Source organism: Pedobacter paludisoli (assembly GCF_052344095.1).
GTDB lineage: Bacteria > Bacteroidota > Bacteroidia > Sphingobacteriales > Sphingobacteriaceae > Pedobacter.
Map to the genome: position 1 here is coordinate 3,478,620 of NZ_CP179926.1, position 20,049 is coordinate 3,498,668.

14 protein-coding genes are annotated in these 20,049 nt (G+C 37.8%); 10 read left to right on the top strand and 4 right to left on the bottom strand.

Annotation, left to right across the window (positions count from 1 at the left end):
- Nucleotides 1–156 precede the first annotated feature (156 nt).
- Genes ACJVDK_RS14335 through ACJVDK_RS14345 form a run of 3 tightly spaced genes read left to right on the top strand, consistent with a single transcriptional unit; the run spans nucleotide 157 to nucleotide 5,747 of the window.
- Nucleotides 157–3,264 carry a SusC/RagA family TonB-linked outer membrane protein gene (locus ACJVDK_RS14335; RefSeq protein WP_443937354.1) on the top strand — a complete coding sequence of 1,036 codons (3,108 nt, stop codon included), beginning with the start codon at nucleotides 157–159 and terminating at the stop codon, nucleotides 3,262–3,264.
- Between the two features lie 27 nt (nucleotides 3,265–3,291).
- Complete coding sequence (locus tag ACJVDK_RS14340) at nucleotides 3,292–4,944, top strand: SusD/RagB family nutrient-binding outer membrane lipoprotein (protein ID WP_443937355.1); 1,653 nt, start codon at nucleotides 3,292–3,294, stop codon at nucleotides 4,942–4,944.
- A 17-nt stretch (nucleotides 4,945–4,961) separates the two neighbouring features.
- Nucleotides 4,962–5,747 (top strand): DUF4397 domain-containing protein, encoded by a 786-nt coding sequence (locus ACJVDK_RS14345; protein ID WP_443937356.1) that lies wholly within the window; start codon nucleotides 4,962–4,964, stop codon nucleotides 5,745–5,747.
- A gap of 170 nt (nucleotides 5,748–5,917) precedes the next feature.
- On the opposite strand, the gene ACJVDK_RS14350 is transcribed toward ACJVDK_RS14345, so the two are convergent.
- Nucleotides 5,918–6,514: a porin family protein gene (locus ACJVDK_RS14350; RefSeq protein ID WP_443937357.1), complete on the bottom strand. Its 597-nt coding sequence runs from the start codon at nucleotides 6,512–6,514 to the stop codon at nucleotides 5,918–5,920.
- 297 nt (nucleotides 6,515–6,811) lie between these two features.
- Between ACJVDK_RS14350 and ACJVDK_RS14355 the strand changes: the two genes are divergently transcribed.
- The 4 genes from ACJVDK_RS14355 to ACJVDK_RS14370 all read left to right on the top strand — a co-directional run bounded on the left by ACJVDK_RS14355 (nucleotide 6,812) and on the right by ACJVDK_RS14370 (nucleotide 13,184).
- Entirely contained in the window at nucleotides 6,812–7,027 is a 216-nt protein-coding gene (locus ACJVDK_RS14355; protein WP_443937358.1) for a hypothetical protein, read from the top strand.
- A 157-nt stretch (nucleotides 7,028–7,184) separates the two neighbouring features.
- Complete coding sequence (locus ACJVDK_RS14360) at nucleotides 7,185–8,876, top strand: S41 family peptidase (protein ID WP_443937359.1); 1,692 nt, start codon at nucleotides 7,185–7,187, stop codon at nucleotides 8,874–8,876.
- Nucleotides 8,877–8,901: 25 nt separating this feature from the next.
- Nucleotides 8,902–10,893 carry a beta-mannosidase gene (locus ACJVDK_RS14365; protein ID WP_443937360.1) on the top strand — a complete coding sequence of 664 codons (1,992 nt, stop codon included), beginning with the start codon at nucleotides 8,902–8,904 and terminating at the stop codon, nucleotides 10,891–10,893.
- A 38-nt stretch (nucleotides 10,894–10,931) separates the two neighbouring features.
- The gene (locus ACJVDK_RS14370; protein WP_443937361.1) at nucleotides 10,932–13,184 is read left to right on the top strand and encodes a GH92 family glycosyl hydrolase; all 2,253 of its coding nucleotides are present in this window, start codon (nucleotides 10,932–10,934) and stop codon (nucleotides 13,182–13,184) included.
- A gap of 783 nt (nucleotides 13,185–13,967) precedes the next feature.
- Here the strand turns inward: ACJVDK_RS14370 and ACJVDK_RS14375 are convergent.
- The gene (locus tag ACJVDK_RS14375) at nucleotides 13,968–14,294 is read right to left on the bottom strand and encodes a 2Fe-2S iron-sulfur cluster-binding protein (RefSeq protein ID WP_443937362.1); all 327 of its coding nucleotides are present in this window, start codon (nucleotides 14,292–14,294) and stop codon (nucleotides 13,968–13,970) included.
- A gap of 38 nt (nucleotides 14,295–14,332) precedes the next feature.
- Nucleotides 14,333–15,343, bottom strand: a complete 1,011-nt coding sequence (locus ACJVDK_RS14380) for an NAD(P)/FAD-dependent oxidoreductase (protein WP_443937363.1) — start codon at nucleotides 15,341–15,343, stop codon at nucleotides 14,333–14,335.
- A 404-nt stretch (nucleotides 15,344–15,747) separates the two neighbouring features.
- On the opposite strand from ACJVDK_RS14380, the gene dcm reads away from it, so the two are divergent.
- Nucleotides 15,748–16,986 carry a DNA (cytosine-5-)-methyltransferase gene (gene dcm / locus ACJVDK_RS14385; RefSeq protein ID WP_443937364.1) on the top strand — a complete coding sequence of 413 codons (1,239 nt, stop codon included), beginning with the start codon at nucleotides 15,748–15,750 and terminating at the stop codon, nucleotides 16,984–16,986.
- Here the strand turns inward: dcm and ACJVDK_RS14390 are convergent.
- On the bottom strand, nucleotides 16,962–17,726 hold the full coding sequence (locus tag ACJVDK_RS14390; protein ID WP_443937365.1) for an Eco47II family restriction endonuclease: 765 nt from the start codon (nucleotides 17,724–17,726) through the stop codon (nucleotides 16,962–16,964). The two genes, dcm and ACJVDK_RS14390, sit on opposite strands and share 25 nt — an antisense overlap.
- Before the next feature lie 145 nt (nucleotides 17,727–17,871).
- On the opposite strand from ACJVDK_RS14390, the gene ACJVDK_RS14395 reads away from it, so the two are divergent.
- Together ACJVDK_RS14395 and prfA are read left to right on the top strand one after the other, a co-directional pair.
- A complete protein-coding gene (locus ACJVDK_RS14395; protein ID WP_443937366.1) occupies nucleotides 17,872–18,618 on the top strand; it encodes a UDP-2,3-diacylglucosamine diphosphatase in 747 nt (248 codons plus the stop codon).
- Nucleotides 18,619–18,968: 350 nt separating this feature from the next.
- Nucleotides 18,969–20,042, top strand: coding sequence for a peptide chain release factor 1 (gene prfA / locus ACJVDK_RS14400; RefSeq protein ID WP_443937367.1), 1,074 nt, complete (start codon nucleotides 18,969–18,971; stop codon nucleotides 20,040–20,042).
- Nucleotides 20,043–20,049: the final 7 nt, after the last annotated feature.

The window sequence follows — 20,049 nt, forward strand, 5'->3', positions numbered from 1 at the left end:
TCAAATGATAAGCATTATTGTGTGGATTTTTTATGAAAAAACATTCATATATTTACCCTTGATTCTTTTTTTGTGCGGTTTTGTGCGTACATTTAAAATATCAACTAAAACTAACAACTAAACTATTTTATTAATCACCCTTCTATTGAAAGTCTTATGAAGAAAAAGTTACTATTAATTCTTTTTGGTACTTTTTTGTTGCTTGCACAGGCCTTTGCGCAACAAATAACCATTACCGGTAAGGTAACCGCCGATGACGGGCCAGTTCCTGGTGTTTCAATTCGAGTAAAAGGAACAAACACTGTTTCTCAAACAAATGGCGATGGAGGCTACATCATCAAAGCGTTGAAAACGGATGTTTTAATTTTTAGCTATGTTGGCTATAAAACTATTGAAAAAGCGATTGCTGGTGCAACCATTGTCAATGTTGTAATGAAATCAGATGCCAGTAATTTGAATGAGGTTGTTGTAACGGCGTATGGTTTAGACCGTAATAAGGCAAGTCTTGGTTACTCAACACCAGTTGTTAAAGGAGATGAAGTTACTGCTACTGGAAGAGAGAATTTTGTAAACGGATTACAAGGACGTGTTGCTGGATTAAGCGTAAATCAAACCTCTGGAGACCCGGGAGCTTCCTCACAAATTATCTTGAGAGGTGTTGTTTCCCTTAGTGGGGATAACTCTCCTTTAATGGTTGTGGACGGAATCCCTATCGATAACTCAGTTGTGAGTCAAACAAATATGGCGATGGCTGGAACCAATAAAAATCAGGATTATACCAACCGTGCCGCCGACATTAATCCTGCGGATATAGAAAGCTATACTATTTTAAAAGGCCCGGAAGCAACGGCATTATACGGAAGTTTAGGGGCGAGTGGAGCGATAATAATTACCACCAAAAAAGGTAAAGCGGGTAAATCGACAGTTTCTTACAACGGATCTTTGAGGATTGAAACAGTAAATAATAGTCCAGAAGTTCAGCAGGTTTATAGCCAAGGAGATGCGAATGGAGTTTACAATGGTGGATCGTTTAACTTTTTTGGCCCAAAATATCCTACAGCTCAAAAAACGTATGACAACGTCGGTAGTTTTTTTGAAACCGGAATAGCCCAGAAAAACAATTTGGTTATTGAAGGAGGTAATGAGGGTACTACCTATAGATGGTCGACGGAATATGTTAACAATAAAGGTACAATCCCAACTACTGCTTACAATAGGTTTGTAACATCATTAACTGGAACTACCAGTTTATCAAAAGCCATAAAAGTAACAACCAGACTTAGTTATACAAATGCCTATAATAAAAAGGCCAATAAAGGTTCGCAAGGATATTTGATGGGACTCTTAAGGTTCCCAGCTCGATACGATGTGAATAACTGGATTGATGGTGCAGGAAATCGTGTGCTTACCACAGGAACAATTTATAATGAGAGTGATAACCCATTTTGGGATGTAAATAAAAATACAGCATCGGACAAAACAAATACTTTTTTTGCGAATGGTACAGTGGTAATAAAACCAAATAAATGGTTAAACGTTACGGCTATATTAGGAACAAATATTTCAAACACAGATGGATTGGTGGTTTATCATACTCAATCTTATTCTGGATCTGGCTCAGCATCAGTACCCAGAGGAGGTGTTGTGAATACTTCACAGGCGCTAAACAAGAGGTATGATGGATCAATTACAGCATCAGCAATACATAAATTTGGAAAGTTTGAAAACACCTATATTATTGGTGCAAACTTCTCAGATGTGAATAACACATTAAATTCAGCAAGAGGACAAAATATGTTCGATCCTGATTTTTACAGTATCAACAATACACTTCCTTCAACGCAATCAGCTCGACTATATATTGGTAGATATAGAAATGCTGGGGTATTTGCACAGGCGATATTAGGCTACCAGTCTATTTTATATTTAACCCTATCAGGAAGGGTTGATGGCGCATCAAGATTGATGTCTAATGATTTCGACGCAAGCGATCCTTATTTTGCTTATCCTTCAGCAAGTTTTGCATTTAATTATAAGCGCTTAAATATCTTAAAGGATGCTTCTTGGTTAAGCGATGGAAAGATAAGAGCATCGTATGGTATCACGGGTAAGGAGCCTTACAAGCTATATGCCTTAGGAACACGTTTAGTTACTACAACAAGTACTGGTGGTGGTTTTACATACGATCTTGCAAATGGTGGAAACAAAAATTTAACTCCTGAGGAAACCAAAAGTTTTGAAACGGGTTTTGAAGCAAGCTTTCTAAAAAATAGAATTGGTATTGATTTCACCTATTATACCTTAAACAGTCATAAACAGATTGTTTCTACTAGGATGAGTTATGGTACAGGTGCGGCACTTAGAGTTTTGAATGGTGGTGATGTGATTAATAAAGGGGTAGAGATTCAATTGAAGGGATCTCCTGTACGAACACAAAATTTTGATTGGGATATGACCTTCAATTTTGCGCATAATAAAGGAACAGTGAATTCTATCGGAGCAGATTTACCTGAGTTTTATGACTCTGATACCTGGTTAGGTGACGGCGTGCGTGCATCTGTATTTCCGGGATCAAGTACGGGAGCTTTAGGAGGATGGGTGAATGATAGAAATGCTGCCGGAGATTTATTGATCAATCCAGCAACAGGGCTTCCTATTCTGAAAAATTCAACAGACTTTTATTTAATAGGCGATAGAACGCCTAAGTTTAACTTAGGATTTGTAAATAACATCAGGTACAAAGATTTTAATCTTTCATTTCTCTTTGATTTAAGGGTTGGTGGAGATGTTTACAATCAAACGCAATATGAGCTATATAGAAGAGGGTTAAGTATGAAGACCCTTGATAGAGATGAGCCGCGAGTAATCACCGGAGTACTTAAAGATGGTCTAGAAAATACAGCAAATCCAACACGTAATACCATTGCTGTTACGCCAGCTGTAAATAGTAATTATTATAGCTCTACCACAGCAGGTATCGCGCCTGAAATGTTTGTTGAGCATAATATTAAAGCATTTCGATTAAGAGATGTAACATTGAATTATCAATTTCCTAGAAAGTTAATTCAAAGAACTGGGTTTATTTCAGACTTTGGTTTATACGTTACGCTAACGGATGTGTTTTTAATTACTAACTATTCAGGTATGGATCCCGATGTAAATGGTAACAATCCAAGTGTGGGTGGTTTAGGTGGTTATGGGATTGATTATGGAAACATGGGAAGACCACTTGGCGTGAATATCGGGTTAAGAATTAAATTGTAAAAAGTATTAAAATTATAAATTTTAATTATGAAAAGTATTAAGATAGCTTCTCTCATTGCAGTATTATTTTTGCTTGGGGGATGTAAGAAATGGCTCGATGTAAATACCGATCCTGCAACGCCTCAAACAGCAAAAGCGGAGCTGTATTTACCTCCAATTATGTCGCAAATGGCGATTAGTTCTGCACAAGATTATTATGTAATCTCAAAATATACCCAAAATATGCTTTCCCAGGATGTGACTGAAGCCGCGCTAAGCTGGGAAAAACACGGGTATCAGCCTGCTAATGACAATGGAGGGAACATTTGGCGGATGGTATATGTTTCTTCAGGTTTAAATTTAGAAGAATTAATTAAGGATTCTGAGAAGAACAATAAATGGACTTATGCAGGTATTGGATATGCAATTAAAGCTTGGGGTTTTCAGTTGTTGACGGATTCTCACGGCCCTGTTATATTAGATCAGGCTTTCGAAGAAGGACGTCTAAGTTTCAATTATCAAGATCAGCCGGAAGTTTACGCAAAAGTTAGAGAATGGTGTCAAAAAGCATTGGTTTGTTTTAATACACCAGATGGAGCGAATTATTCTGCTGTTTTAGCTGGTGCGTCGGGCGATTTAATGTATAAAGGAGATCGCGAAAAATGGAAAAAATTTATCTATGGATTATTGGCTCAGCAATATAGTCACTTAACGAATAAACCAGAATTTGCAAATCAATATGCGGATAGTGTTGTTAAGTATACAAATTTATCTTTTGCTACTGCAGCAGATGATGCCACAATTGCATTTAATGGTTTAACGGCGTATGTTAACGCAAGTAATACCGGTGATTCAAATCCATTAAGTCAAAATTTCGGGCAAATCACTTCTACATTGTATGGTAGAATTGGACAGCCAATTGTAGATTTGTTGACAGGTGGAGTTAGAGGTACAGCAGTCGCAAATCCTACAGCAACTTCTGCTGGAGTTGTAGACCCTCGTTTAACAAGAATGATTAACCCAATGTCTACACCAACGGTTCCAGCTACCAATAATGTTTATCGAGGGATTGTGGTTACCCTAGGCGATGGGGCAACAACAAAAACAATTCCACATGTTTTAGGTGCAGTGTCAGGAACAGCAGCGGTCCCATTTCCTGGGAAATATATTTTTGCAAATGCAGCAAGATACCCTATTATGAGTTATGCGCAACTTCAATTTGCTAAAGCAGAAGCGTTGTTTATAAAAGGAGATAAAGCAGGAGCGTATACTGCTTATATAAATGGAATTAAAGGGCATATGGATTTCGTAAACCTTTATGGAAGAAATGGCACAACCGTTGCCCCATCAATTACAACAGCTGAGATAAATGCTTATTTAGCTACTTCTGAAGTAGCGCAAAATGCCGCAAGCTTAACCATGGCTGATATAATGGCGCAAAAGTATATCGCTCAGTGGGGTTGGGCACAAATGGAACAATGGTGCGATTTACGTAAGTATCATTACGATTCAACTATTTTTAAAGCATACAAGCAATTAGAAACTTCACAATTCTATACCAATAATGGCGGAGCGAAGTATGCCTATAGAATTAGACCTAGATATAATTCAGAATATGTTTGGAATCGTAATGAATTAGCAAAATGGGGAGGCCTTGCGAATGATTACCATACAAAAGAGACTTGGTTTACTTTACCATAATTTTAATACATAGCAAAATGAAAATATTTTATAGCATATCTATTCTTTCTGTTTTGATTATTCTTGGCCTGGCTTCATGCACCAAAAATGAGATTAACTATGGAGAATATACTAAAATTACTGGAGATGAAGCGTTGTTGAAAGTTAATTACAACATAGCTTTAACAGCCAATCCAGGGGTACAAATTAAGGTTAATGGAACCAGAGTAAGTACCCTTATCACAAGTAGATATCCTTATCCTGGAGGCGGATACAATACAGGTGGTGATTCTAGACCAGATTATTTAACAATATCACCTGGAAATAACACGGTATCCATCGTTATACCCAAAAAAGGCACCAATATTGATTCTCTTGAGCTTTACAAAACATCTATTGTTACAGAGGCCGGTAAAAATTATACTTTACACGTAACAGATACAACAAGTACGACATCTTCAACAAAAAGTTTGTTGGTAACAGATGATTTTGCATTGCCTGACTCTGGCTTTGTTAAATATAGATTTGTGCATTTAATGCCGAATGTTGGAGCTCTGGATTTATATAATGGAACGACGCTTGTAGCAAAAAATCTATCTTATTTATCTGCAAGTGATTATTTTATACTGCCTACAGGTACACCAACTGGAACTGCTTGGAGTATCAGGTTAACAGGAACTGCACCAACATCAACAGCAATTGCTACTTATACGAGTGCCAGTACGATTACCAATCGTAGATCTTACACCGTATTTGCTACCGGCTATGCCGGTAGGACAGATGCGGTTCGGAAACCTTATTTATCTTTTTTCTTAATTAGATAATACAATTAAATTTTTTCTCATTGTTTTGGGCCAACGTTAATTACGTTGGCTTTTTTATTTATAGGCTAATTTTGAAAGTTTTTATACGCTTCAAGGTTTGCTATAAGCCACAACAAAAAAAGCCGAAGAAATAAATTCATCGGCTTTGCTAAAATCATTTTTGGATTAAATTATATAATCTTCAAACCCAAACTCAATTGAAATAAGCTTGGTCTTTGTTTATACATTTCGCTTTTGCTAATGTTTGAAACACCAGCCTCGTAACGTAAATCAAAAGAGATAGCACCCAAATCAACTCCAGCACCTGCTTGAATACCTAAAGCCTGATTTTTGTAATCGCTAAAGTTAGTCGCTTGTTGGAAACCAGAACTAAACGTAGAATTCTCGTCCAATACAAAGGAAATAACTGGTCCGGCCATTACACGGAAATTCAAATTCTTTGAACCAAATTTTGTTCCCACTAATACCGGAATATCCAAGGTTGTAAATTTCACTTTGTTTTCAGCAGATATAGTGGTTCCGTTTGTTTCAAAGCTGACAAATTTTGTTCCCTTGCTGCCAATATACGCCTCAGGTTGTAAGTATAATGAGCCACCAAAACGAGCCCAAGCTCCAACCACATAACCTAGTTGATTGTCTTCGTTGGTAAAGTCTGATTTAATTTTAGCGATGTTCATACCGGCCTTAACACCTAAATTAAAGCCTTGAGCCTGAGCGCTTACCCAGCCAACTGTGGCAAATACAATAGAGAAGATTAGTTTTTTCATTGTGTTTTGAATTAGTTTAAAAATCATGAAACCTACTTACGATAAAAGGCGCAACAAGGTTTCAATTGTTTGTAATTAATAATATGTTGATAGCACGATACAATTATCATGCTAAACTAATTACATAAAAATTTTTACGCTTGAAATTGGGGCGTTTTGTAGTCGAAAAATGGGAGAGAAGAGCGGTTTTTTTGTTGGCTAAGCCATTTAGAATCAAATTAATGATATATGGATGAAAAAAAATACCTGTAGCTGCGATAAATATTTTTTACTTTTGCTGCATAATAAAAAATGGTTATGGCTAATTTTCAACTAACAGAAGAAACTGCATTTAAGGTAAAAACAAAATTTTTAAGGAAATATCGCGATTTAGCGAATGAGCCTTTAGAGTTTACCCCTGGCAAAGAAGATCAGTTGGTTGAAGACCTTATGCGCTTAGTGAAACGCGATCGTACGTATGTAGAGTTTACGATTCAAAAAGCGTTGGCCGATACCAAAGGAAATCGCTTATAAAAACGATTTTCTATTCTGCCGGTTTATGTATTTTTTCTATTACGTAACCAATCAAGTGTAAGAATAGCTATTTTTAATCTTTATCTCTTTTTGTACATTTACCAAGTAAAGGTCTTTTTTCTATTCGGCTTAAAGACGGTAAATTAACACATAAGGTATGAAGAAAATAAAATATACTTTACTCGGTCTTGCAACCGGAGTAGCCATTCTATCTTTCTCTTTTAAAGAAGATTTATTTTTAGTTTCTAAAAACCTCGATATTTTTGCATCCCTTTATAAAGAACTGAACATTAATTATGTGGACGAAACCAATGCCACCAAATTGATGAAAACAGGTATTGATGCCATGTTGGATAGTTTAGATCCCTATACCGAGTATGTGCCCGAATCGGAAATACAAGATTACCGTTTAAAATATGTAAGCACCCAATACGGAGGCATAGGTGCCAGCACCGTGTTTATCAATGGAAAATTGTTTGTTACGGATGTAGGGGAGGGATATCCGGCCAATAAGCAAGATGTAAAAGCTGGCGATGAAGTCTTGAAAATTGATGGCGTTGCCGTTAAGGGAAAAGAGCGCTCAGAAATAAGTCAGATGTTGCGTGGGCCAAAAGGCACTCCCATTGATGTGGTTTTTGTACGCGAAGGTAAAGAACTTGCTAAAAAACTTATTCGAGAAGAAATAAAACAACCCAATGTATCGTATTCGGGTGTTTTAGAAAGCGGTTTGGGCTATATTAAATTAGATAAATTCTTAGAAAACTCTGGCCAGGAAGTAAAAGATGCATTGCTGAGCATCAACAAAGAAAATCCGAAAGGTATTATTTTGGATTTAAGAAATAACGGTGGAGGTATTTTACAAGAAGCGGTTAAAATTATCAATTTGTTCGTTAGTAAAGACATATTGGTTGTAACGCAAAAAGGTAAAAATGAAGAAAAAACAATCGCCTACAAAACACAGTTTCAACCTATCTCTCCATCCATTCCGTTGGTGGTGTTAGTAAATACCAATTCAGCATCTGCTTCTGAAATTGTAGCTGGTACTTTGCAAGATTTAGACCGTGCAATTATCATCGGTCAACGTAGTTATGGAAAAGGCTTGGTGCAACAAACGTTTAACTTGCCATACAACAGTTTGGTAAAAGTTACAGTGGCCAAATACTACACGGCATCTGGACGTTGTATTCAGAAACTCGATTATTCACATCGCGATGCGGATGGAACTGTTGAGCGTTTCGCAGATTCATTAATGGTGATGTATCAAACGAAAGCCGGCCGTAAGGTATATAGCGGAAATGGCGTGTATCCCGATTTACCGCTAGAGGCCGTTCGTCTAAGTCCTCTGACCATTTCGATGATCAATAAGAATCTGTTTTTTAATTACGCAAACAAGTATAGAAAAGAAAAACCAAGCATTTCAGCCGCTAAAACTTTTCAAATAACCGATGCCGATTACAATGCCTTTGTGGGTACTTTAGCAGACAAAGATTTAAGCTATCAAAGTCGAACCGAACGCTTGTTGGCCGATTTGCGCGCCGAAGCACAAAGGGAAAACAAATCAGAGGAAGTGAAGATGGATTTAGAAAATCTAAAATACAAATTGACCTCTTCAAAGAGATCCGATTTAACGCTACACAAAGCTGAAATAAAACGGGTGTTGGAAACGCAAATTGTAAGCCGCTATTATTATGAAAAGGGGCGAATAGAACAAAGTTTCCAATACGATAAAGAACTGAGTGCAGCAAAAACACTACTGACCAATCAACCGCAAATGTTGGCCATTTTAAATGGAGACGGTACGTATAAAGAAATTGGTAAACCTGGTAAAGAAATGGCCGCCGCTAATTAATAAATAAAATTCTGTTTTAGAAAGAATGATCAAAAAGAACCACCTAGTTGCAGCATTGTTGCTTCTTTTACCGCTGTTTAAAGCGGATGCACAAATTAGTACCCAAATGCTGCATGCAAATTGGGTGTTTCAAGAACAAGATGCTAAAGAATGGTATCCTGCGGAAGTTCCCGGCGAGGTGCATACCGATTTGCTTGCTAATAAATTAATTCCCGATCCGTTTTACCGCAATAACGAGCGAAAAGTACAATGGATAGAAAAAGAAAATTGGGATTATAAAACGGAATTTGACCTTTCGAATCAGGTATTTGCACAGAAAAATATCGACTTGGTTTTCGATGGTTTGGATACCTATGCAGATGTTTCTTTAAACGGTAAACTCATTTTGCAAGCCAACAACATGTTTCGCCAATGGCGGATAAATGTTAAAGCTCAGGTAAAAGCGAAAGAAAATAAACTTTTTATTCGTTTCCATTCCGCTCAAAATACCATCGATTCTTTAGCAAAAGCCGATATGCCGTATGTTATTCCCGATAATCCTCGCGCCTATGTGCGCAAAGCGCAGTTTCATTTTGGATGGGATTGGGGGCCGAAATTAACAGGCGTTGGGATTTGGAAATCCGTTCGAATAGAAGCCTATAATCAGTTGCCGGCTGAGCCTCGATTTGTACCTCCAATAAAGGTAGAGTTGGTGCAGCAGCCTGATCAACAAGGGAAATCTTTTTTCTTTAAAATCAACGGTAAATCGATTTACATGAAAGGAGCAAACTATATCCCTTCTGATGCATTGGTAACCCGGATGAAGAAAGACGATTACCGCAAGATGTTGATGATGGCCAAAAAAGCGAACATGAACATGCTGCGGATTTGGGGTGGAGGTATTTATGAAAGTGACGATTTTTACGATTTATGCGATTCGTTAAATATTCATGTGTGGCAAGATTTTATGTTTGCGGGTGCAATGGTTCCTGGAGATAAAGCTTTCTTTGATAATGTACGAGAAGAGGTGTTGTATCAAGTAAAGCGCTTGCGCAGGCATAAAAGCATTGTTCTATGGTGTGGTAACAACGAAATCGACGAAGCTTTTAACCGCTGGGGCTGGCAAAATCAGTTTCGGATTGCTCCAAAGGATTCAGCAAAATTATGGAACGATTACACGCGGTTATTTAGAGATAGCATTCCGAAATGGATAAAAATGCTCGATGATAGCCGCCCCTACATAAGTTCTTCGCCAAAATATGGATGGGGTGTTAAAACGAGCTTTACCCAAGGCGATAGCCATTACTGGGGTGTTTGGTGGGGTGGCGAACCTTTTGAGGTTTTTGAGCAAAAAACAGGGCGATTTGTGAGTGAATACGGCATGCAGGCAATGCCCAACTATTCAAGCACCTTGGCCATTAGCGAACCACAAGATCGGTATTTGTTTTCAAGTGTTCTTCAAACGCATCAGCGCGCCGGCAATGGATTTGCTAAAATAGAAGGGTATTTGAAAATGTACATGATTGATTCGGCAAAGATTAATAAATTATCGGTCCAAGATTATACCTATTTAACACAATGTGTGCAGTATTATGGCTTTAAGAACATGATATTAATCCATCGCAGCAAAGCACCATACAACATGGGCACCTTACTTTGGCAACTGAACGATTGTTGGCCAGTAGCTAGCTGGAGCATTACCGATTATTACAACCGGAGTCCGAAGGCAGCTTGGTATGCAGTTAAAGAAGCGTACCGCGACGATAATAAGCTGCAAAGAGATGTTGTTAAGCCGAAAGATTTAGCTTTACATAATCCGCATATAACGATTAAGGAAACAGCAAATGGCTTGGTTTTGAAAGCCAGTAGTTTTGCCAAATATGTGTACATCGATGTACAAAATTATACTGGCACGCTCAGTGATAATTACTTCGATTTGGAACCGAATAAAGAGAAAATCATCACGTTTGATACGCCAATACAGCAACCAACAATTACCGTTACATCCCTTTGGGACGTTTATCAAAAATATAAATAGAAAGAAGCGAATTTGCTTTGAAAACAAACTAATCACAAATGAAAAAGCGTAAATTATTTTTATTGTTAGGAGCATTTTTTGTGGCAAACCACTCGTTTGCGCAGCAGAATAGTTCATTAACACAGTATGTAGATCCGTTTATTGGGTCGGCAAAACACGGACACGTTTTCGTAGGGGCGAATGTTCCTTTTGGTGCCGTGCAATTAGGTCCAAATAATATTATAGAAGGATGGGATTGGTGTAGCGGATACAATTATAAAAGCAATACCATTACAGGCTTTGCCCATACCCATTTAAGTGGCACAGGTATAGGCGATTTAGGCGACGTTTCCATTTTGCCAACAACCGGAAAAACCTTGCTTCAAAAAGGGAAAACAGCCGATGCACCGAATGGATATTTGTCGACCTTTTCACATCAGAACGAAATAGCAAAGGCTGGATATTACAGTGTTTTGCTTGATAAATATAACATCAAGGCAGAGCTGACCACGACAGAACGTGTGGGTTTTCACCGATATACTTTTCCAAAAAATGCAGTAACCCCTCATGTGATGATCGATCTGTCGGAAGGTATGGGATGGGATAAAACAACTGAGGCTGTATTTGAGCAAGTAGATGCAACAACCATTACGGGTTACCGTTACTCTAAAGGTTGGGCCAATGATCAACGTGTGTTTTTTGCCATTAAATTGTCGCAACCATTCACAAAATGCACATTCTACGACGATAGTACGGCCCTCAACGGGAAAGAAGCAAAGGCAATTAAGCTGAAAGCGGTGGTAGATTTTGCGAAAATACCCAACGATTTACTTCAAATTAAAGTAGCTATTTCGCCAGTGAGCACAGAAAATGCGCTATTAAATTTAAAAACGGAATTGCCAGGATGGGATTTTGCCAATACGGTGAAACAAGCGGATGCGAAATGGCAAAGGGAATTAAGTAAAGTACAAATTGAGGCTAGCGTACGAACAAAGAAAATATTTTATACCGCGTTGTTTCATACCATGGTTGCACCATCTTTATTTAACGACGTAAACAAAGATTATAGAGGAGCTGATCAGAAAGTTTATCGCCAGGCTAACTTTAATAATTTAACTACCTTCTCTTTGTGGGATACGTATCGCGCCGCGCATCCGTTGTATACCATCCTTCATCCTGAAAAAGTAAAAGATGTTATCAATACCATGTTGGCTATTTACAAAGAGCAAGGTAAATTGCCGGTTTGGCATTTGGTAGGCAACGAAACCAATACGATGGTAGGGTATCACGCTGTTCCGGTAATTGTAGATGCTTATTTAAAAGGTTTTCGGGGCTTTGATGTTGCTTTGGCGTATGAGGCCATTAAGCAATCTGCCATGCAAAAAACAGACGGTATCCAGTACATTCAAGAGCTAAAATACATCCCGGCTGATAAAGTAGGAGAATCGGTAGCGAAAGCGCTGGAGTATGCGATAGATGATTATTGCATCGCCATGATGGCAAAAGCCTTAAACAAGACTGCGGATTATACGTATTTTATGAAGCGAGCGATGTTGTACAAAGAATATTTTGATCCGAACGTACAGTTTATGCGCGGAAAAATGACCGATGGAACATGGCATGTGCCTTTTAGTCCTTTAGCGTCTAAGCACCGAGATGATGATTATACCGAAGGGAATGCTTGGCAATATACGTGGTTGGTTCCACAAGACCCAGAGGGATTAATAAAATTGTTTGGTAGTGAAAAGCAATTCGTAACCAAGCTCGATTCTTTGTTTACAGTACCTGCTGAGTTAGCGAAGGGAAGTTCGCCGGATATATCGGGTTTGATTGGAAACTATGCACAAGGGAATGAGCCAGGGCATCATATTCCGTATATGTATGCCTACGCGGGACAGCCTTGGAAAACAGCTGATTTAATTCGTAAAATAGATAAAGAGTTTTTCACCGATCAAACCGATGGCTTGTGCGGCAATGAGGATGTTGGCCAAATGAGTGCTTGGTATATCCTATCGGCATTGGGCTTTTACGAAGTGAATCCGGCAAATAACACCTTTATTTTTGGTTCACCGCTGCTAAATAGTGCCAGTATTAAAGTTGCGAACAATAAAAAATTCGATATCAAAGTGCTGAATAATAGCGATGAAAATAAATACATCCAGAAAATTGTATTGAACGGGAAACCCTACACAAAATCATATATTTTGTTCGAAAATATTGCTGCTGGTGGTACTATGCAGATTTACATGGGGAATAAGCCTTCAGCATCTTGGGGGGTAAATCCAGCAGATAGACCTGTTTCTAGGAAATAACCAGGCTAGAAATAATTTAAAAAACCTTCACCTGTTTACGTTAAGAATTGGTGGGGGTTTTTTGTTTTTTGGGACTATTAATTGCTTTGGAAAAAGGGGCAGTAGAGGTGAATTGATATTGCGCGCGTAGCAAAGCTAACAACTTCCTAATTAGAGATGCTTTTCCGAATAATCGGAACACGTTGTGCCGCAGCATGACAGCAAAATTTTGAGCGACATACTTGTAAAACAAACGTTCAAAAAGCAGTCAGGAACAGAAGAACGCCCGTCAATCCCCAGCAGCGGGAGAAAATAAAAACAGCTACAGAAACATTCGAATGTGTACTACCGAGCATTGTTCTATTCAGTTTTGTGGGAGAAACAAATTTTTTTACAAAACCAATCTCCACAAAACCTAGCGAGACTGTTTTTGTTTTGAGCAAAGGCCTTGTGGGTAAAGCTGCCTAGCCGGATTGACAAAGGCTTTTGTTTACTTTTGGCCTACAAAAGTAAATTGCCCTGCCGGCAAAAGAGGCAGGAAAGGGGAAAGTCCGAAAGTTCGGAGTCCCTGTCGGCAAGAGACAGGAAAGAAAAGAGGGAGGCTAAACGAGTAAAGGAATACATTTTTTTACCACAGAGTGCACCAAGTATTACCACAGCGGGTAAAGAGTTATGTTTTGCTACTGTAGCCAACAATCATTCGCTGTCATAGAGCACAGAATCTCAAATATAAAATTGCTTAAACATAAAAAAAGGATGTTCCGTTTATGTGAACATCCTTTTACTTATCTATAGAATTTGATTTTAAGATACGCCGTGAAGCTTCACTTTTAATCCATCCATGTTGTTATTTAATTGCAATTGGCAAGCCAAACGCGAGTTTGGTAATAAATCAGGAAGCGTATCAAGCATGGCATATTCGTCATCGCTCATTTCATTTAATTTTTCTTCGCCTTCCAATACATCCACGCAGCAAGTAGCACATAAAGCCATTCCGCCGCAAGTAGCCAAAACATCGTACTCTGATGCCTTTAAAAACTCCATTAAGCTTAAACCCATATCGGTTGGTGCTTCGTGAGTAGTTACAGAACCATCCGGTTCTTGCATGTATATTGTAATGTTATTTTCCATTTTAAGCTCGCTTTTATGCTGCAAATATAACAGAATGCTTAAAATTCTGAAACTCCGTTAACGGTTGTGTATTTCATGGTATATTTTACCCCCGGATTCATGTACGAATACGCACTATGACTCATTAAAGCAGCTTCGTGGAAACCACATAAGATTAGCTTTAATTTGTTTGTATACGTATTGATATCGCCAATGGCATAAATACCCGGAATGTTAGTTGAATAATCATCGGTATTAACCTCGATTGCACTTTTGCTGATGTTTAAGTTCCAGTTTTCGATTGGTCCTAACTTAGGACTTAAGCCAAACAAAGGAATCAAGTGATCGGCATTCACAACCGTTTTTTCCATGCTGCGGTTTTGGATAATTTCTACTTGTTCCAATTTATCGCCACCATAAACAGCATTTAAGTTGCTATTTAAGATTAAGTTGATTTTTCCGCTTTCGGCAAGAGCCATTACTTTTGCTACTGAGTCAGGCGCTCCACGGAAACTTTCGCTTCGGTGTACCAAAGTCAGTTCAGAACAAACCTCAGCCAAATAAATGGTCCAGTCTAAGGCCGAGTCACCACCACCTGCAATAACCATTTTTTGATCGCGGTATTTCTCCGGATCTAAAATCATGTAGTTAACCCCTTTTCCATTTTCGAAATTTTCAAGGTTTTCTACTGCAGGTTTACGTGGCTCAAAACAACCTAAACCGCCAGCAATAACTACTACTTTTGCTTCGATTACCGTTCCCATATTGGTGGTTAACACGAAATCGGCTTCACCACGTTTTTCTAAGCCTTCAATTCTTTCGCCCAAAGTAAATGTAGGATGAAAGGGCTTAGCTTGCTCCATTAAGTTATCAATTAACTCTTGAGCCAATACAGAAGGATAACCAGGGATATCGTATATCGGTTTTTTAGGGTATATTTCAGAAAGTTGACCGCCCACTTGTGGTAGGTAATCAATTAAATGACAACGCATTTTTAATAATCCAGCCTCGAAAATGGCAAACAAACCAACTGGGCCAGCGCCAATAATGGCTATATCAGTAGAGATCATGTAAAAAAATTTGTGCCAAAGTTACAAAATAAACCGTTATTAAACACCTTATTTAGAAGTATTCTATATAATTTTGTATTTGGCCGTTATTCAATATTTTATATGTTTTAAAGTTCAACAAAGCGAAAGATTGCTTCTATTTGCAAACATAATAAAATTATAATTGGTCTATAGGGTTACTAGATTATTTTAATTTTGTTGTTTTTTATTGTAAACACATAGATTTTGATTATTTCTATAGTAAAATAGACCCTAATATTTCTGTTAATTATAAATATCGATTCTTAATAGTAAGATTAAAATAATAGAAACGAATTAAAGCTAATTTTTTTAGTAATTTCTTTTGTGTATTTTAATTTTTATTATAGATTTGTAACCATTGCATAATGTTTTATAATTTGGTTATGAGTGAATATTTGACGCTTTCTGAGACTGCAGAATTACTAGGGAAAAATAAAGAGACATTAAGACGTTGGGATAGAGAGGGAAAGTTGATTGCTGTTCGTGAGCCAATGAGTAATTATAGAGTTTATCGTAAGGCGGAGGTGATGGAGCTCTTTTCTGATTTTCTTCATGTTGATTTAAACGAAACTGTTTCAAACCAGGTTGCACCACTTCATGAGTATAAAGTTTTGGAATTGTTTGCAGGAGCTGGAGGTCTAGCTGTGGGAATGGAAAAGGCTGGACTGAAATGCGTTGCATTAAACGAGATCGATAAATATGCGTGTCAAACGTTGCGTAAAAATAGAGCTCATTGGAATGTACTCGAAGGAGATATTAAAACTTTTGATTTTTCCGAGTATGCTAACAAAGTTGATGTGGTTACTGGTGGTTTTCCGTGCCAAGCATTTAGTTATGCGGGAAAAAAATTAGGCTTAGCCGACGCTCGAGGTACACTGTTTTATGAGTTTGCTAGAGTGGTACAGGAAGTAAATCCTCTGATTTGTATTGGTGAAAATGTGCGAGGTTTATTGAGTCATGAAAATGGGAAAACTTTGCAGGGAATGATTTCTATTTTGGATGAAATAGGCTATAATGTAGTCCCTGTACAAGTTTTGAAGGCGATAGATTACAAAGTTCCTCAAAAAAGAGAGCGGTTGATATTAGTGGGAGTTAGAAAGGATATTAACTTAAAATATGAATATCCAAGACCGTATAAGAAGGTTTATAATTTAAAGGATGCTTTAAAAAAGGGAGAGTTATTTGATTGTAATGTACCTAAATCTACCGGAGCAAAATATCCATTGAGTAAAAAGGAAGTTTTGGATTTAGTACCTCCAAAAGGATATTGGCGTGATTTACCTTTGGATATTCAAAAAGAATTTATGGGAGGAAGTTTTTATTTGGGAGGAGGAAAAACAGGTATTGCAAGAAGAATAGGCTGGGACGAACCTTGTTTAACTTTAACCTGTAGCCCTGCTCAAAAGCAAACTGAAAGATGCCATCCAGATGAAACTCGACCATTTACGGTTAGAGAATACGCGAGGATACAGACTTTTCCTGATGATTGGGAGTTTGTAGGATCTTTAGTTCAGCAATACAAGCAAATCGGTAATGCAGTTCCTGTTAATTTAGGGCGCGAAATTGGATATTCTATTGTTAAATTTTTGAATGACTATTACAATTTTTCGAATCCCAAATAGTAGCTATAGTTCTCAAATGTAATTTGGTCAATAATGTTGCGGTTAGACTTTTTGGTTTCCAATGTAATTTCGTTTAATGCTGAATTTTCTTTGGTCATATGGTCATTTTCATTAGTCTTTAGGTAATCACTAATTGCTTTTGGCAAGGTTTTGTATAATTGAAAAAGTGCATCATCTTGCCCAGAAAGTAAAGTATAAAATTGATCGCCTGAGATTTTGAAAACTCTTGAATGGCTGTATTCTTTGCCGTTGATTTCTCCTTTCCAATGTTCATTAAAACTTCCTTTTGCTAAAATCTGAACCCAATAGCATTTCGCCTTTTTGTAGTCGTCAGCATACCGTGCCAATTTTTGAAATAAGGCCTCAGCCGAACTACTATTCATTGTATTGTGTTTGTTTTTAATATCGGCAAAAAGAGTGCCGTCGCTTGCTTTGATGTCAAAACCACTTAATTTTCCAACTTCATAGCCATTTATTCCTCCTAAAATTTGTTCATGAAACGTGCCAATTGAATTATTAATAGATTTATCAATTTGACGAAGGATTTCTGATTGGATTAGGTCTTCTTCGTTGATATTATTGAACTGAGCGTCAAAAGTAAGTTTGATGGTGTCGACTTTATTTGTGTAGAGAGTTCTCTTTGTGATGTTGTTTTTGGCTCGCAAATATGCCTTGTGTAAATTTTTAATACAATTGAATAAATGTTCATCGGAAATAAAATTTAGATAGTTGTTTGCCATTGCTTTAAGTCGTTTTTTAACGAAATTAAAATAATTAATAATAGAAATAATTAATTATTTGATTTTTGTTGATGTAGAAAGTATTCAAGCTAATGTTTTTGTTCTTTTTGCTCTTTCTTCTTTTTGACTTAACTTTGATTTTCTCATGACTAAAAATATTTATTTCGCATCCGATTTTCATTTAGGTACGCCTAGTTACGCGGCAAGTCGCGCTAGGGAAAAACGTATTGTTAAATGGCTCGACTTTATTGAGCCCACTTGTAGCGAGCTTTTTTTAATGGGCGATGTATTTGATTTTTGGTTTGAATACGCCAAAGTTGTTCCAAAAGGCTTTATTCGTTTTCAAGGCAAATTAGCTGAAATGGCCGATAAAGGCATCAAAATTTACTTTTTTAAAGGTAACCACGATATGTGGGTGCGCGATTATTTTACCCAAGAAATTGGGTTGGAAATAATTAGCGATGAACTGATTATTGAACGAGGGGGCAAGAAATTTTATTTGCATCATGGCGATGGTTTAGGCCCGGGGGATTCTAAGTATAAATTTTTGCGTAAAATTTTCAGAAGTAAAACCTGTCAATGGTTGTTTGCACGTATTCACCCTAATTTGGGTATTGGTATTGCCGATTATTGGAGCAAAAGTAGTCGTGCGGCGAGTGACCCAGAGGAGGTTTTTTTTGGGATTGATAAAGAATGGTTAGCCATTTACGCGAAGGAACAATTGCAAAAGGAGCATTTCGATTACTTCATTTTTGGGCACCGACATTTGCCAATGGATTTGGATTTGGGTAACGGGAGTCGGTATGTGAATATTGGCGAATGGCTTTCGTACGATTCGTATGGTGTGTTTGATGGGCAGGATTTGCATTTGAAATACTTTAATAGAGAATAAAGATAAAGGAGCAAGGAACAAAGATCTTAAGTATTAAGACAGCAGGGAGTAGAGAGTCCAAAGTCCTTTAGTCTTAAGCCCAAAGTTGAAAGTGGTAAAAAGTTGAAAGCCCAAAGCGAAGTATCAAGACTGATTTTATTAGTTCCCTAATGACTAATTGAACAACTCACTACTTCATCAATTCACAATTTTGTCGGTCCCTACAATTTAGCAATTCCCGCAGTTTTACACGTTTACCAATTCACTACGCCCTATTCACTACTTACTATTCAGCTTTTTTGCTTATTTTTGCATTTCCTAATTTTTGGCGGTATGCTGATGAGTAGGGATTTTCATTTTTTGCAAAGAATATGTTAGATAAATTAGAAGCAATAAAGTTGCGTTGGGAAGATGTGGAGGAGCAATTGAGTAATCCTGATGTGGTGCAGGATATGAAACGTTTTGCAGCTTTAAATAAAGAATATAAAGATTTGGGCAAGATTGTAGACGAATATAAAATCTACAAGAATGTGATGAGCAATATTGAGGCAAATAAAGAGATTTTAGTAACCGAAAAGGATGCCGAGATGCGTGAAATGGCGAAGGAGGAGTTGGATTTATTGCTGAAACAACAGGAAGAAATGGAAAGTAACATTCGTTTGATGTTGATTCCAAAAGATCCGGAGGATGCTAAGAATGCGGTGTTTGAGATTCGTGGTGGTACCGGGGGAGATGAAGCGGCGCTTTTTGCGGGCGATTTATACCGCATGTACACACGTTATTTTGAGACCAAAGGCTGGGCTGTGGAAACGGTTGATGTAACGGAAGGTACTGCAGGTGGTTACAAAGAGGTTATTTTGAAGGTGAGTGGCGAGGACGTTTACGGACAGTTGAAATACGAAAGTGGTGTACACCGTGTACAACGCGTGCCGGATACGGAAACGCAAGGTCGTGTGCATACTTCGGCGGCATCGGTAGCGGTTTTGCCTGAAGCAGAGGAGATTGATTTGTACATTAATCCGGCAGATATTGAATTGCAAACGTCGCGTTCAGGTGGTGCTGGTGGACAGAATGTAAACAAGGTAGAAACCAAAGTGCAATTAACACATAAACCATCGGGTATTGTAGTGGTTTGCCAACGTGAGCGTTCGCAATTGGGTAACCGTATTATTGCCATGGAGATGTTGCGTAGTAAGTTATACGACATTGAATTGCAGAAAAAGAATGGCGATATTGCAGCAAAACGTAAAACAATGGTATCAACAGGAGACCGTTCGGCGAAGATTAGAACTTATAATTATCCACAAGGACGTGTGACCGAACACCGTATTGGTTTAACGATGTATAACCTTCCAACCATCATGGATGGTGAAATTCAAGAGATTATTGATGCCTTGCAGTTTGCTGAAAATGCTGAAAAAATGCAAGAAGGCGCTGTAGGATAGTTGCTTA